General features: G+C 39.2%; 12 protein-coding genes. 6 read left to right on the forward strand and 6 right to left on the reverse strand.

Annotated features, from left to right (window positions below):
- The first annotated feature begins 228 nt into the window (after positions 1–228).
- Complete coding sequence (gene dinB / locus C8P64_RS04600; RefSeq protein ID WP_108170852.1) at positions 229–1,320, forward strand: DNA polymerase IV; 1,092 nt, start codon at positions 229–231, stop codon at positions 1,318–1,320.
- A 104-nt stretch (positions 1,321–1,424) separates the two neighbouring features.
- On the opposite strand, the gene pyk is transcribed toward dinB, so the two are convergent.
- The 5 genes from pyk to C8P64_RS04625 all read right to left on the reverse strand — a co-directional run bounded on the left by pyk (position 1,425) and on the right by C8P64_RS04625 (position 5,694).
- A complete protein-coding gene (gene pyk, locus C8P64_RS04605) occupies positions 1,425–2,855 on the reverse strand; it encodes a pyruvate kinase (protein WP_108170853.1) in 1,431 nt (476 codons plus the stop codon).
- Entirely contained in the window at positions 2,855–3,340 is a 486-nt protein-coding gene (locus tag C8P64_RS04610; protein WP_108170854.1) for an IPExxxVDY family protein, read from the reverse strand. The genes pyk and C8P64_RS04610 overlap by 1 nt, the downstream gene beginning before the upstream one ends.
- Before the next feature lie 114 nt (positions 3,341–3,454).
- Positions 3,455–4,186 (reverse strand): ribonuclease III, encoded by a 732-nt coding sequence (gene rnc / locus C8P64_RS04615; protein WP_108170855.1) that lies wholly within the window; start codon positions 4,184–4,186, stop codon positions 3,455–3,457.
- A gap of 3 nt (positions 4,187–4,189) precedes the next feature.
- The gene (gene fabF / locus C8P64_RS04620) at positions 4,190–5,443 is read right to left on the reverse strand and encodes a beta-ketoacyl-ACP synthase II (RefSeq protein ID WP_108170856.1); all 1,254 of its coding nucleotides are present in this window, start codon (positions 5,441–5,443) and stop codon (positions 4,190–4,192) included.
- Between the two features lie 14 nt (positions 5,444–5,457).
- Complete coding sequence (locus tag C8P64_RS04625; RefSeq protein WP_011711223.1) at positions 5,458–5,694, reverse strand: acyl carrier protein; 237 nt, start codon at positions 5,692–5,694, stop codon at positions 5,458–5,460.
- Between the two features lie 147 nt (positions 5,695–5,841).
- Here C8P64_RS04625 and purN point away from each other — a divergent pair, with 147 nt between their 5' ends.
- From purN to C8P64_RS04645, 4 genes are all read left to right on the forward strand, one after another.
- Positions 5,842–6,438, forward strand: a complete 597-nt coding sequence (gene purN / locus C8P64_RS04630; protein WP_108170857.1) for a phosphoribosylglycinamide formyltransferase — start codon at positions 5,842–5,844, stop codon at positions 6,436–6,438.
- Positions 6,438–6,902: a ribonuclease HI gene (rnhA, locus tag C8P64_RS04635; RefSeq protein WP_108170858.1), complete on the forward strand. Its 465-nt coding sequence runs from the start codon at positions 6,438–6,440 to the stop codon at positions 6,900–6,902. The genes purN and rnhA overlap by 1 nt, the downstream gene beginning before the upstream one ends.
- 74 nt (positions 6,903–6,976) lie before the next feature.
- Positions 6,977–7,900 carry a PfkB family carbohydrate kinase gene (locus tag C8P64_RS04640; protein ID WP_108170859.1) on the forward strand — a complete coding sequence of 308 codons (924 nt, stop codon included), beginning with the start codon at positions 6,977–6,979 and terminating at the stop codon, positions 7,898–7,900.
- Between the two features lie 69 nt (positions 7,901–7,969).
- Positions 7,970–9,868: an amidophosphoribosyltransferase gene (locus C8P64_RS04645; protein ID WP_108170860.1), complete on the forward strand. Its 1,899-nt coding sequence runs from the start codon at positions 7,970–7,972 to the stop codon at positions 9,866–9,868.
- A 1,043-nt stretch (positions 9,869–10,911) separates the two neighbouring features.
- Here C8P64_RS04645 and C8P64_RS04650 read toward each other — a convergent pair.
- Positions 10,912–11,520 (reverse strand): superoxide dismutase, encoded by a 609-nt coding sequence (locus C8P64_RS04650; RefSeq protein ID WP_108170861.1) that lies wholly within the window; start codon positions 11,518–11,520, stop codon positions 10,912–10,914.
- Positions 11,521–11,696: 176 nt separating this feature from the next.
- On the opposite strand from C8P64_RS04650, the gene C8P64_RS04655 reads away from it, so the two are divergent.
- Entirely contained in the window at positions 11,697–14,804 is a 3,108-nt protein-coding gene (locus C8P64_RS04655; protein ID WP_108170862.1) for a UvrD-helicase domain-containing protein, read from the forward strand.
- Positions 14,805–14,820: the final 16 nt, after the last annotated feature.

Here is a 14,820-nt window from a genome sequence, read left to right on the forward strand (position 1 = left end):
CAAACTCACTTTTTGCTTGCGGAAATTTATAAGCAGTACTATTTTGAAGAGAGAGATTCCTCCCTTTGGTCGGAATGACATCTTCTGTCATTCAGAGCGAAGCGATAGCGTAGTGAAGAATCTTTGTAAACTTAAAACAGAAAAACTCTCCTAAAGTCGAGATAGGTAAAAATAAGTATTCCGTCTCGTCTTTAGCTTGCTGCGCTGTAGTTTCACTAAATTTACCCTGTGGAGAAACTTCGTAAAATAATCCATATAGATATGGATGCTTTTTATGCCTCGGTAGAGCAACTGGACAACCCCGAACTTCAGGGAAAACCAGTGGCCGTTGGTGGTAGTTCACAACGTGGCGTGGTGAGCGCAGCCAGCTATGAGGCGAGAAAATTTGGAGTCAGAAGTGCCATGAGCAGTGTTATTGCTAAAAGGAACTGTCCCGATCTCATTTTCGTAAAACCCCGTTTTGAAAGATATAAAGAGATATCCGGACAGATACGGGAGGTGTTTTTTGAATATACAGACCTTGTGGAACCACTTTCCCTGGATGAGGCTTACCTGGATGTGACCGAAAACAAAAAAGGTCTGCCCAGCGCCACTCTTATCGCAAAACAAATAAGAAATCGCATCAAGGAAAAAACGGGTTTAAATGCTTCCGCAGGGATCTCTATTAATAAGTTCATCGCGAAAGTTGCCAGCGATGTAAATAAACCCAATGGGCAGAAAACCGTTCCGCCGGAAGAAGTACTTCAATTCCTGGAAGATCTTGATATTAGAAAATTCTACGGCGTGGGAAAGGTAACCGCAGAAAAGATGTATCGCCTGGGAATTTTCACCGGAAAAGATCTTAAACTTAAAACCGAAGAGTATCTTACCGAGCATTTTGGAAAGAGCGGGGCTCATTTCTATAATGTGGTTCGAGGGATACATCTTAGCGAAGTAAAACCGCATAGAATAAGAAAATCCCTGGGTGCCGAAAGAACCTTTAATGAGAACATATCTTCTGAAATATTCATGCTGGAACGGCTGGAGAACATCGCTGAAGAAATTGAACGCAGACTCAACAAAAGCAAAGTGGCTGGCAAAACGGTCACCTTAAAGATAAAATACAGCGATTTCACTCAGCAAACCCGCAGTAAGACGATCAGTTATTTTATTTCCAGCAAAGAACTCATTCTCGAGATCGCCAAAGAGTTGCTTTATCAGGAAAAAATGAAGAATTCGGTACGCTTATTAGGCATCAGTTTATCGAATCTGAATACTGAGAAAGATGATCCCAAAGAAGAGAAAAAAGAGATCTCAGTTCAATTAAAATTTAAATTCTAAAATGCCATCGGCATTAAAATCACAGCTGAACTAATTGGATAAAAAAAGCCACGAATACAATGATAGGTTGTGCATTCGTGGCTTTTATAATTTTCGAAATAAATCTATTCTATCTCAGAAACTCTTAGCGTATTCACCATTCCTTTAGCGGTAATTGGCATGGCGGCCAGGTTGATCGTAAAATCACCTGTCTCTACGAATTTGTCTTTTTTAGCGATATCGTTAATATCATCTATGGTTTCATCTGTGCTTACGAATTTATCGTAATAGAACGCTTTAACACCCCAAAGCAGACTCAATTGATTTAATATCCTTCTATTCGAAGTAAATACTAAGATATGAGCTTCGGGTCTCCAGGCTGAGATCTGGAAAGCTGTATAACCACTATTGGTCAAAGTACAGATCGCTTTTGCCTTGATCTCATTAGCCATATGCGCGGCGTGAAAACAAACCGCCTTGGTAATATATCTTTTTGTTCTTACGTGTGGTGGTTCATGCGGAACCTTGATCAATGGTGAATTCTCTACACTATGCAGGATCTGGGCCATTTTCTGGATCACCTGAACCGGGTACTGCCCTACTGAGGTCTCTCCAGATAACATTACTGCATCTGCACCATCCATTACCGAGTTAGCCACGTCATTCACCTCTGCCCTGGTTGGAGTAAGGCTGGTGATCATGGTTTCCATCATCTGTGTTGCGATGATAACCGGTATTCTCGCTTTTTTAGCAGTAAGAACCAGTTTCTTCTGAATCAATGGTACTTCCTGAGCAGGAATTTCCACGCCAAGATCTCCACGTGCCACCATAAGTCCGTCGCAGTAAGCCACGATCTTATCGATATTGGCCACCCCTTCAGGCTTTTCAATTTTAGCTACGATCGGGATCTTGTATTTTGAATGTTTCTTTATCAACTCCTGAAGTTCCATAAGATCTTCAGCATGTCTTACAAAAGAAAGTGCCATCCAGTCTACCCCAATTTCGCAGGCGAAAATCGCATCCTTTACATCCTTTTCTGTCAAGGCAGGTAAAGAGATATTGGTATTTGGCAGGTTTACCCCTTTTTTAGATTTAAGTGGTCCTCCCTGGATAACCTTTGTTTTTACTTCGTTCTTTTTGTTGGTGCTTACTACCTCAAAGATAAGTTTACCATCATCCAGCAAAATCCTTTCGCCGGCTTTTACATCTTTTGGAAAAGAGTCATAATTCATGTAAACTCTCTCGGCCGTTCCTTTGAATTCCTCTCCGGTAGCGAAAACAATCTGATCGCCTTCGTTCACCACGACCTCTTCTTTCATCACCCCAACCCTTAGTTTCGGACCCTGTAGGTCACCAAGGATAGCTGCATTAAAACCGTGTTCATCATTAAGTTCACGTATCATCTGGATTCTCTCCTTTACATCCTCGTAGTCTGCATGAGAGAAATTGATACGAAAAACATTTACACCTTCCTGCAACATTTTTCTTAAGACATCTTTACTACTGGTTGCAGGGCCCAGCGTAGCGACTATTTTTGTTTTCTTGTTGGTAGGCATTATTCGAATATTAGATTTTGTTTGGATTTTAGTTTATCTACGTCAATAGCATAAGCAGCCTGTACTCCTGGAATCTGCCCGATCTTATTAAGCACCTTTGTAAACTCTTTAGGCTGAATCTCTTCACTTATTTTGAGGAAGTAATCCACCTTATTGTATTCCGGTATCAGGTACACTTCCTGAGGGCTTAATTCTTCTTCTTCAAATAGTGATCCCGAGCTTAGAATTCTTTTTGGTTCACCCTTGAATTTATTTGAAACAAGGTCAAGACGATAATATGAATTTGGGTCTTTGTGCGAATACAACGCGTATAAAGCATCATATTCTGAATGATTGAAATCTATATCTCTTCGTTCTCTTTCGAGTTTGATCTTAAGATGCTTATTTAGAAAATAAGCCATCTTATATCCCTCAAGGGAGGAATATATTCCAATCAAAAAGAAATATTCATCTTCAACTTCCAGTAGCATTTTATGCGATTGCATAAACTTAAACTTAAAGGCTAAAGATACTATTTGATTAACAAAATGAAGATTTTAAGGGGTTAAAATTCATAATTTTTTACGAAAACGTTATAGTTTACGACAATTCGTTAAAAATTATTCTATTTTATTTTGAAGCGCATAATAGGCTCTCTTAGAAGCTTTTTCTTCGGCTTTCTTTTTAGAAGTAGCCCTGGCTTTTGCCACCACCCTTTGATTAATTCGCAATTTTACCGCAAAATGCTTAAGTTCATCATTGCCGGTATCTTCATAAACTTCATAATCGAATTCCTTCTTTTCTTTCTGGCACCATTCGATTACAAGACTCTTATAACTAATAACCTTTCCTTCCAGCTGCTCAATATCAACATAAGGGTCTATCACCCGTTCGTAGATAAAGCGCTTACAGTATTTGTATCCGCGGTCGAGATAAATCGCCCCGACCAAAGCTTCAAAAAGATTTCCATGGATGTTCACTCCAAATTGATCCTTAGGAATATTGGTTTGAACGTGATTAATAAGTCCAAGATCTTTTCCGAGTTCATTTAAATGCTTCCGGCTAACTACCTTGGATCTCATTTTAGTAAGATACCCTTCATTTCCTCCGGGAACGGCCTTGAACAAGTGCGAGGCAACAACAGCACTAAGCATAGCGTCACCAAGGAATTCCATTCGCTCAAAGTTGATAGCATTTCCTTCCTCATCCTTTCGGTTAAGAGAGCGGTGAGTAAAGGCTTTTTTATAGTGGGTAAGAGATTTCGGTTTGAAACCGAGTATTTGAGTAAGTATATTAAAAAAATTCCCGCCTTGTGAAGAACGGGAATTTAATATGTTACGAATAACGCTCATGGTTTATTCGTCAAGTTTTTTAAACACCACGCAGGCATTATGACCTCCAAAACCAAAGGTATTGCTCATCACGATGTTAACGTCTCGTTTCTGAGCCTTATTTAAAGTAAGGTTTAGCTCAGGATCGATGTTCTCGTCTATGTTCTCATGATTAATGGTTGGAGGAACAATTCCATGTTTCATGGAAAGAATAGCTGCAATAGCTTCTATTGCCCCAGCCGCCCCTAGTAAATGCCCGGTCATAGACTTGGTAGAGTTGATATTAATATTCTTCGCATGATCCCCAAAAACCTTGGTAATTGCCTTTAGTTCGGCAACATCTCCAAGAGGAGTGGAAGTTCCATGTGTATTAATGGCATCAACATCTTCCGGCTTTAAACCAGCATTCTTAAGGCAGTTTTTCATAACCGCAACAACTCCATCACCCTCAGGATGTGGAGCGGTCATATGATAAGCATCAGATGACAATCCACCACCAAGTACCTCTGCATAGATCTTTGCTCCTCTGGCCTTAGCGTGCTCATATTCTTCTAATATAAGCGCACCTGCACCTTCACCAAGAACGAATCCGTCTCTGGTCGCATCAAATGGTCTTGATGCAGTTTCGGGGCTGTCATTTCTAGTAGAAAGGGCATGCATTGCGTTAAATCCACCCATTCCTGCTATAGTAACAGCTGCCTCAGATCCTCCGGAAACAATTACATCACTATATCCCAAACGTATATTGTTCAGGGCATCTATCATGGCATTCGCCGAAGAGGCGCAAGCCGATACCGTGGTATAATTTGCTCCCATAAACCCATGCTTGATCGAAATATTACCAGGGGCAATATCTGCGATCATTTTAGGAATAAAGAAAGGATTGAATCTTGGAGAGCCGTCTCCTTCCGCGTAATTGATCACTTCGTTCTGGAAAGTTTCCAGACCTCCGATACCGGCACCCCAGATAACGCCAACGCGATATTTGTCTACCGTATCAAGATCTAACCCCGAGTCGAGGATCGCTTCATCTGCAGATACCATCGCATACTGAGCAAATCTATCGAGTTTTCGGGCTTCCTTTCGATCAAAATGATCTAGCGGATCAAAGTTTTTGAGTTCGCAAGCGAATTTAGTCTTGAACTTTTCGGTATCAAAATAAGTGATAGGCGCGCTACCACTTCTACCATTAATAAGCCCATCCCAATATTCCTCTAAATTGTTACCAATTGGGGTTAAGGCACCAAGGCCTGTAACTACTACTCGCTTTAACTCCATATGGTGTGTCGATTTTATTTCTTAGCGTCTTCGATATATGAAACTGCCTGACCTACAGTAGCGATATTCTCTGCCTGATCGTCTGGGATCTGGATATCAAATTCCTTCTCAAATTCCATGATCAATTCTACTGTGTCTAGTGAATCAGCACCCAAGTCGTTGGTGAAGCTGGCTTCGTTTACAACTTCATTCTCGTCAACACCCAATTTGTCAACGATAATAGCTTTTACTCTTGATGCAATGTCTGACATAATTTTTTATTTTAATTTTGATTAGGTGGCAAAAATAAAAAACTTTATTTTAAAACCGATTTTTCCTCTAAAAATGTGATGGTAATTTACATAAAATTCATTGAAAGCCTTTAATTTTACATCCAATTAAATGTTAACAACCTTATTTTGAGCCACAAAGAGAATGCTAAAACCAGCAAGATTGTAATTTTTGCTTCAGGTTCTGGCACCAATGCCGAAAATATCATCAAATTCTTTCAGAAATCCAGAAATGCCGAAGTTACCGCTGTACTTTCTAATCGCAGATCTGCCGGTGCATTAAAAAGAGCACATGATCTAAACGTCAAAGCTCTTTTATTTGATAAGGACGCCCTCTATAATTCCCATGATGTATTGAATATCCTGAAGGATATGGATCCAGACCTGATTGTCCTGGCCGGATTTCTATGGTTGTTCCCTACTAATATCATAAAGGCATTTCCGAATAAGATCATAAATATCCACCCTGCACTTTTACCAAAATATGGTGGCAAGGGAATGTATGGATCAAAAGTTCATGAAAGCGTGATCGATGCAAAAGAAAAAGAAAGCGGGATCACTATTCATTATGTGAACGAAAAATACGATGAAGGCCAGACCATTTTCCAGGCTACCACACCCGTAAATGAAAATGACACTGCAGAAACTCTCGCCGAAAAGATCCATGAACTGGAATACAGGCATTTCCCAGAGGTAATTCAGCAACTACTAGAAAAGAACAATTAGTGCATACACCAGAAGTTCACATTTACACCGATGGTGCAGCAAGAGGTAACCCGGGCCCTGGAGGTTTTGGGATCGTGATGGAGTGGGTAGGTAAACCCTATAAAAAAGAATTTGCCCAGGGCTTTAAGCTAACTACCAATAACCGAATGGAGCTAATGGCCGTGATCGTCGCACTAAGCAAGCTGAAAAATCCCGGAACACAAGCCACCGTCTTTACCGATTCTAAATATGTGGCAGATGCCGTGAACAAGGGCTGGATCTTTGGATGGGAAAAAAAGAATTTTGTAAACCGTAAGAATACCGATCTCTGGAAAGCCTTCTTAAAAGTATACCGCAGGCACAAGGTGAAATTTCAATGGATTAAAGGCCATAATGACCATCCCCAAAACGAACGCTGCGACACTTTAGCGGTGATCGCCTCTAAAGGAAAGAACCTTATCGAAGATACCGGTTACAAAGCTTAACATATCGAAGCCAAATTGAGGTTTATACCTTGAAAAACAAACTGTATATTTGCAGCGTCATTTTAAAACCTGTTATGAGCAAATTACTTATTGTTGGAACCGTTGCGTTCGATGCTATTGAAACTCCTTTTGGAAAAACTGACAAGATTCTTGGTGGTGCGGCCACTTATATAGGACTTTCGGCTTCAAATTTTGATGTTGAAAGCGCTGTGGTTTCTGTTGTTGGAGAAGATTTCCCGCAAGAATACCTAGACCTTTTAAAAACTAATAACATCAATATTGAAGGTGTAGAAGTTGTAAAAGGAGGTAAAACTTTTTTCTGGAGTGGTAAATATCATAATGATCTTAATACCAGAGATACTCTGGATACCCAACTTAATGTACTTGCAGATTTTAACCCTGTAGTACCTCAATCTCATAAAGACGCCGAGTTCGTAATGCTAGGAAACCTGCATCCATTAGTACAGCTAAGTGTCCTGGAACAGGTGAAAAATCCAAAACTGGTAGTGCTGGACACTATGAATTTCTGGATGGACAATGCCCTGGAAGATTTAATGAAGGTTATTGAGAAGGTAGATGTAATTACCATCAACGATGAAGAGGCCAGGCAACTATCAGGCGAATATTCCCTGGTAAAAGCTGCCAGAAAGATCGAAGAAATGGGTCCTAAATATGTAGTGATCAAAAAAGGAGAACACGGAGCACTTCTTTTCCACAAGGAACAGATCTTCTTTGCACCGGCCTTACCGCTGGAAGAAGTATTTGATCCAACAGGAGCCGGAGATACTTTTGCCGGAGGTTTTATTGGATATCTAGCCAGAACAGGCGACATTTCATTTGAAAATATGAAAAGCGCTATTATCTATGGCTCCAACCTCGCTTCCTTCTGCGTGGAAAAATTTGGAACCGAAAGGATGCAAAGCCTTACCGGAAGCCAGATGAACGAAAGGCTTGACGAGTTCAAGAAACTAACTCAATTCGAAACACAACTGGATTAATATCATGCCCTGTAATTTCAGGGCTTTTTTTATGACAAACACAACAAAATTCCTAAAGGAAACTAAGATATGAGTGATGCTTTAAAACACGAATGCGGAATTGCCCATATAAGGCTTTTAAAACCTCTGGACTATTATAAGGAGAAGTATGGGACTGCATTTTACGGGGTAAATAAAATGTACCTGATGATGGAAAAACAGCATAACCGTGGGCAGGATGGCGCTGGTTTTGCAAGCATCAAACTCAACACGATCCCTGGCGAACGTTATATAAGCCGGGTAAGATCTAATCAGGCTCAACCAATTCAGGATATTTTTGAACAGATCAATCAAAGGATCAACGACGAAATTAAAGCCAATCCTGAGTATGCCGACGATACAGATCTTCAAAAAAGATATATCCCTTACCTAGGCGAGGTTTTCCTGGGACATGTTAGATACGGTACTTTTGGGAAGAATAGCATAGAAAGCGTACACCCTTTCCTTAGGCAGAACAACTGGATGCATCGTAACCTGATCGTTGCCGGAAACTTCAACATGACCAATGTAAACAAGCTCTTCAATAATCTTGTTGAATTGGGACAGCACCCAAAGGAAAGAGCAGATACGGTTACAGTGATGGAAAAGATCGGTCATTTCCTGGATTCTGAAGTAAGAAAACTGTACAAGAAACTTAAAAAGGAAGGCTACTCCAAGGTACAGGCATCACCAATTATTGCTGAAAAATTGAATGTAGCCAAGATCCTTAAGAAATCTTCAAAGAACTGGGATGGTGGGTACGCTATGGCCGGATTAATTGGTCATGGAGATTCATTTGTATTACGCGATCCTGCCGGAATAAGACCAGCATACTATTATAAAGACGACGAAGTTGTCGTGGTGGCTTCAGAAAGACCGGTGATACAAACCGTTTTCAACGTTGATTTTAAAGATGTACATGAATTACCTCCAGGTAATGCTATCATTACGAAAAAGAACGGAGAGGTATCAATTACAGAAATCATTGAACCACTTGAGAGAAAAGCATGTTCTTTTGAAAGAATCTACTTTTCCAGAGGTAGTGATGCAGAGATCTACGAGGAAAGAAAAATGCTGGGTAGGCTATTGATGCCAGACGTTTTGAAGTCTATAGAGCATGATACCCTTAAAACGGTATTTTCGTTTATCCCTAATACTGCCGAAACATCGTTTTACGGAATGGTGGAAGCAGCCCAGGATGAACTGAACAAACAAAAGAACGAAGCAATCCTGGAAGAAAAGGAAACACTTACCGATGCCAGGCTTCAGGAAATACTTTCACATCGCTTAAGAACCGAGAAGATCGCAATTAAAGATGTGAAGCTAAGAACATTTATTACCGAAGACAGCAGCCGGGACGATCTCGTTGCTCACGTTTATGATGTTACTTATGGTGTAGTAAAACCGGAGGACAATCTTGTTATTATAGATGATAGTATCGTAAGGGGAACCACTCTTAAGAAAAGTATCATAAAGATGATGGACAGGTTAAAACCTAAGAAGATCATCGTGGTTTCCTCTGCTCCTCAAATTAGATATCCAGATTGTTACGGTATAGATATGGCACGCCTGGAAGACCTGGTAGCATTTAGAGCCGCGCTGGAACTTCTAAAAGATGAAGGTAAATATGATATCGTAGAAAAAGTTTACGAAAAATGTAAACAACAGGTAGACCTGGATGATCGCGAAGTACAGAATTTCGTAAAGGAGATCTATGATCCTTTTACCGATGAACAAATTTCAGATAAGATCTCAGATTTGCTTTGTGATGATGATGTGAATGCAGAAGTGAAGGTCATCTATCAAACGGTTGACAATCTTCATAAGGCATGTCCGAAAAATCTTGGTGACTGGTATTTTACCGGAGATTATCCAACGGCCGGTGGTAACAGGGTTGTTAATCGAGCATTTATGAACTTTTTCGAAGGGAAAAAGGATAGAGCGTATTAAAATTTACCATTTAACTAATAATCATGCACTTCATCTATTATTCTTTGTGCATGAATCAATTCTATCTACTTTAGTATCACCATAACATAAGTAGGTTAAGTTCATGGTAGATTTGGGGCAAAAAAAGGTGGAATTCATTCCGCCTTTTTTTATTTTGTGCCGGCTCTGAATTTAGTAGAAAATTATTACTAATTTTCTTTCATTTATCTGTCTTTCAGCTATTTAACCATTTAAACGGCACTTCATCTAAAACATTTATTTCCAAGGAATATTCTTTTTATCTTTAATATACCATAGCATAAGTAGGTTAAGTTCATGGTAGATTTGGGGCAAAAAAAGGTGGAATTCATTCCGCCTTTTTTTATGGAAAAAATTCAGATCAAATTTTGATATGCATGCATAACAAACTGCTTTTCAGTATTTTAACTAATATTTAAGCATTTCGTCTAAAAACTAAAACTACCCCGAATATTCGTTTTATATTCACTATACCATAGCATAAGTAGGTTAAGTTCATGGTAGATTTGGGGCAAAAAAAGGTGGAATTCTATTCCGCCTTTTTTTATGGAGTAAATTCAGATCAAATTCTCAAACAGCCACATAAAAAACTGTTTTTCAGTATTTTAACTAATATTTAAGCATTTCGTCTAAAAACTAAAACTACCCGAAATATTCGTTTTATATTCACTATACCATAGCATAAGTAGGTTAAGTTCATGGTAGATTTGGGGCAAAAAAAGGTGGAATTCTATTCCGCCTTTTTTTATGGAATAAATTCAGGTAAAATTCTCAAATAGACCTATAAAAAACTGTTTTTCAGTATTTTAACTAATATTTAAGCATTTCGTCTAAAAACTAAAACTACCCCGAATATTCGTTTTATATTCACTATACCATAGCATAAGTAGGTTAAGTTCATGGTAGATTTGGGGCAAAAAAAGGTGGAATTCATTCCGCCTTTTTTTATGGAATAAACTCAACCTCATTCATAAAAAAAGGCCGCATGATGCGGCCTTTTCCTATATCATTAGATATGCTTTGATCTATTTCGCTTTAGCATAACGACTGGAAACTTCTTTCCAATCTATTACATTAAAGAATGCCTCGATATAATCTGGACGCTTATTTTGGTAATGCAGGTAATAAGCATGTTCCCAAACATCAAGTCCCAGAATTGGAGTTCCTCCACAACCTACTTCAGGCATGATAGGGTTATCCTGGTTTGGAGTAGAACAAACTTCTACCTTACCACCAGCATGAACACACAACCAGGCCCAACCAGATCCAAACTGACCTGCAGCTGCCTTAGAAAACTCTTCTTTAAAAGCTTCAAAAGAACCATATGCGCTATTTATAGCTTCAGCAAGTTCACCTTCAGGCTTACCTCCTCCATTTGGAGACATGATCTCCCAGAAAAGGCTATGGTTATAAAAACCACCACCATTATTACGAACAGCCTTGTTAGACATATCAAGATTCTTCAAGATGTTCTCGATATTTTTCCCTTCAAGATCTGTTCCCTCAATGGCAGCATTTAATTTACTCGTGTAACCTGCGTGGTGCTTACCATGGTGAATCTCCATAGTTCTTGCATCAATATGTGGTTCCAATGCATCAAAAGCATATTTTAATTTTGGTAACTCAAAAGACATAATTATCTGATTTTTTAGTGATTAGTACTTAAACTGATCCAAATTTAGCCATTAGGCTATTTAATGGAAATTATTTAGTGTTATAAAATACTTAAAAGGATTGCCCTTCCGGCTCTCATTTTTATTTTAAATTTAAACTTTTGTAATTCTGGCTAATCTCACTAATATCCTTCTTTTTGAAAAATTCCTTTAATATTTACAATGCCTCGGCCGGTTCCGGTAAAACCTTTACACTTGTAAAAGAATATCTTAGCCTGCTCTTTACTTCTTCTAAAAAGGATCGTTATAAAAATATCCTGGCGATCACCTTTACAAACAAGGCAGTGGGGGAAATGAAAAAAAGGATCATCGATAGCCTTGCCGATTTCTCCAAAACTGAAAATGATAAGGAGGATAATGCCTTACTGAATATTATCTCCGCAGAAACCGGCCTTTCTACCGCAGAATTAAGAACCCGATCTGCCGAAATACTAAAGAGTATAATTCATAATTATGCTGCTTTCGAGATCTCTACGATCGATGGCTTTACACATAGAGTGCTAAGAACCTTTGCCAGGGATCTGGGAATTCCCATGAATTTTGAAGTAGAACTTAGCGCAGATGAAGTATTAATGGAAGCTGTGGAAAGCCTGATTAGTCGTGCCGGGAATGATAAAAAATTAACCAAAGTCCTTATAGATTATACGCTGTCTAAAACCGATGACGACAAAAGCTGGGATATAAGCCGTGATCTTTTTCAGATATCGAAACTGTTAATTAACGAAAATCATCAGAAAGCGATACAAACGCTGAAAAGTAAAACCCTAGAGGATTTTGAGAAATTCGGTAAAAAATTACGTTCAGATATAAAGACCGCGGAAGAAACCGTAAAACTTTCTGCGGAATCATTTTTCGATCTTATAAATAGCAACGGAATACAGGAATCAGATTTTAGCGGACAGTACGTTCCGAAGCATTTTAAAAAGCTTCAATCTGGTAATGTTGCGGTTAATTTCAGCGCGAAATGGGCTGAACATATAGCAGAGCAACCTTTATACCCGAAAAAAGCCAGTGAAGATGCCAAAAGAGCTCTTGATGGCATTCAGGATGATATTGTAGAAATCTTCAATACTACCAAAAGAGCCTATTTTCAGATAGAATTTTTAGGAGAGATCAAAAAGAACCAGGTGCAATTATCTCTTCTTAACGAGATCAACCGGGAGGTAGAAGCTATCAAGAAAGAACGCAACCTGGTTCTAATTTCAGAATTCAATCCCAAGATCAGTGAACAGGTAAAGGATCAGCCGGTACCTTTTATATATGAGCGTCTGGGAGAAAGATATGAGCATTACTTTATTGACGAGTTCCAGGACACCTCGACCATGCAATGGGAAAACCTGATTCCACTTGTAGGCAATAAACTGGATTCTGCCGATGCTGCCGGACTAACCATTGTTGGAGATGCCAAGCAAAGCATTTATCGTTGGCGTGGTGGGCGGGCAGAGCAACTCATTGACCTTAGCAATCTTAAAACCCTACCATTTCAAACGGAACAGAAAGTAGTAAATCTACCTGACAATTTCAGGAGCGGTTCCCAGGTGGTTAATTTCAATAATGGCTTTTTTCAATATGCCGCTTCCACGCTTAATTACCCGGAATACGCAGAGTTATTTCATAATTCTGCCCAGAATCCAAAAAAAGGGGATTATGGCTATGTGAATATTGAATTTGTACAAGCTGAAAATAGGAATGAAGAATTTGAGATCTACCCGCAAAAGATACTCGAGATCATCAAAGACCTGGACGCCAAGGGCTTCAACCGTAAAGACATTTGCATACTTACCCGCAGAAGAAGCGAAGGCGTGGCGGTTGCTGAATATTTAAGTGAGAACGCTGTTCCTGTGATCTCATCAGAAACTCTTCTTCTATCACAATCGCCTGAGGTAAGGTTTATTGTCGATCTGCTTTTCTATTCCATGAATCCAGATGATGACAAGATAAAACTGAGTATCTATGATTACCTGGCTGAAAAATTGATCCCTGAAGAAAAAATTCACCAGATCCTTATTCAGAATTTAAAGAAAAACGGTGCTGAATTCTTTGGCTGGCTTAAGGAATATGATCTTGAATTCGACCTTTCCCAGATAAAGAGGCTCTCTTTATATGAGGCTGTTGAATATATTATTCGTGCCTTCGATCTGGTAAAAGACTCTGATGCCTATATACAGTTCTTCCTGGATTTCGTATTTGAAACGGCGCAGAAAACCTCTAACGGACTGGGAGAATTCCTGGATAAATGGGAGCAGAAAAAAGATAAACTAAGTATTGTGGTGCCGGAAGCAGATAATGCCGTCCAGATCATGACCATACACAAATCTAAAGGTCTGGAATTCCCTGTGGTTATCTATCCTTTTGCTAATTCAGACCTTCAGGATACCAGAAATGACAATTTATGGCTGGATATAAATGATGAAAATATCCCGATAGCCTATGTTAGTGCTTCTCAGAAAATGTTGAACTGGAATGAGAATGCCGCTGCTAAATATGAAGACCTCTTATTTAAGAATGAGCTGGATACTTTAAATGTATTATACGTAGCCTGCACCAGGGCGGCCCAGCAACTATATATACTTTCTAACCATAACGAAAAACCAAAAAAGACCCCGAATGTATCAGATATGCTGGTAGATTTTATAAGGTCTGCAGGGAAATGGGATGACGGCCTAAACTATAGCTTTGGTGATCCTGGGAAGGTCATAAATTCAAAAGCATCCGGGAATACCGGCATAGAGGTTTCAAAATATTATTCTTCGCCAACCCAGAATCAGGCGGTGAATATTGTGACCAGATCTGGTTCCTTATGGGATTCAAAACAACAGGAAGCCATAGAAAAAGGTGAGATCGCCCATGAGATCCTGGCCAGGATCCATAAAAAAGCAGACCTAACCACGGCTGTTGACTGGGCTGTAAACAACGGGATCATTACCGAAGAATCAAGAAATGAAATTACCGGACTTATTTCAGGAGTAATTGAACATCCGGAACTACAGGAATTCTTTTCTCCAGAGTCAGAAAACCTCAATGAAAAGGAATTGATCACTACTTCTGGCAAAAGATTAAGGCCAGACAGACTGAATTTTAAAGGAAAAAATGTAAGCGTTATAGATTATAAAACCGGAGGATTTGTGGACACGCATACCAGACAGGTTTTAGAATATGCTAATGCACTGCAGGATATGGGCTATTTAATTGATAAATGTTTATTGATTTACACTAATAGCCCAATTATCATTAAGAATGTATAAAAGAAGTTTAAATTTG

It is taken from the genome of Christiangramia gaetbulicola (assembly GCF_003054225.1).
GTDB lineage: Bacteria > Bacteroidota > Bacteroidia > Flavobacteriales > Flavobacteriaceae > Christiangramia > Christiangramia gaetbulicola.

Bases quoted from the DNA above. Each gene is read 5' to 3' on its own strand.
- pyk (WP_108170853.1), bottom strand. From the start codon at position 2,855: ATGCCTACCAACAAGAAAACAAAAATAGTCGCTACGCTGGGCCCTGCA.
- C8P64_RS04610 (WP_108170854.1), bottom strand. From the start codon at position 3,340: ATGCAATCGCATAAAATGCTACTGGAAGTTGAAGATGAATATTTCTTT.
- rnc (WP_108170855.1), bottom strand. From the start codon at position 4,186: ATGAGCGTTATTCGTAACATATTAAATTCCCGTTCTTCACAAGGCGGG.
- fabF (WP_108170856.1), bottom strand. From the start codon at position 5,443: ATGGAGTTAAAGCGAGTAGTAGTTACAGGCCTTGGTGCCTTAACCCCA.
- C8P64_RS04625 (WP_011711223.1), bottom strand. From the start codon at position 5,694: ATGTCAGACATTGCATCAAGAGTAAAAGCTATTATCGTTGACAAATTG.
- C8P64_RS04640 (WP_108170859.1), top strand. From the start codon at position 6,977: ATGAGCAAATTACTTATTGTTGGAACCGTTGCGTTCGATGCTATTGAA.
- C8P64_RS04645 (WP_108170860.1), top strand. From the start codon at position 7,970: ATGAGTGATGCTTTAAAACACGAATGCGGAATTGCCCATATAAGGCTT.
- C8P64_RS04650 (WP_108170861.1), bottom strand. From the start codon at position 11,520: ATGTCTTTTGAGTTACCAAAATTAAAATATGCTTTTGATGCATTGGAA.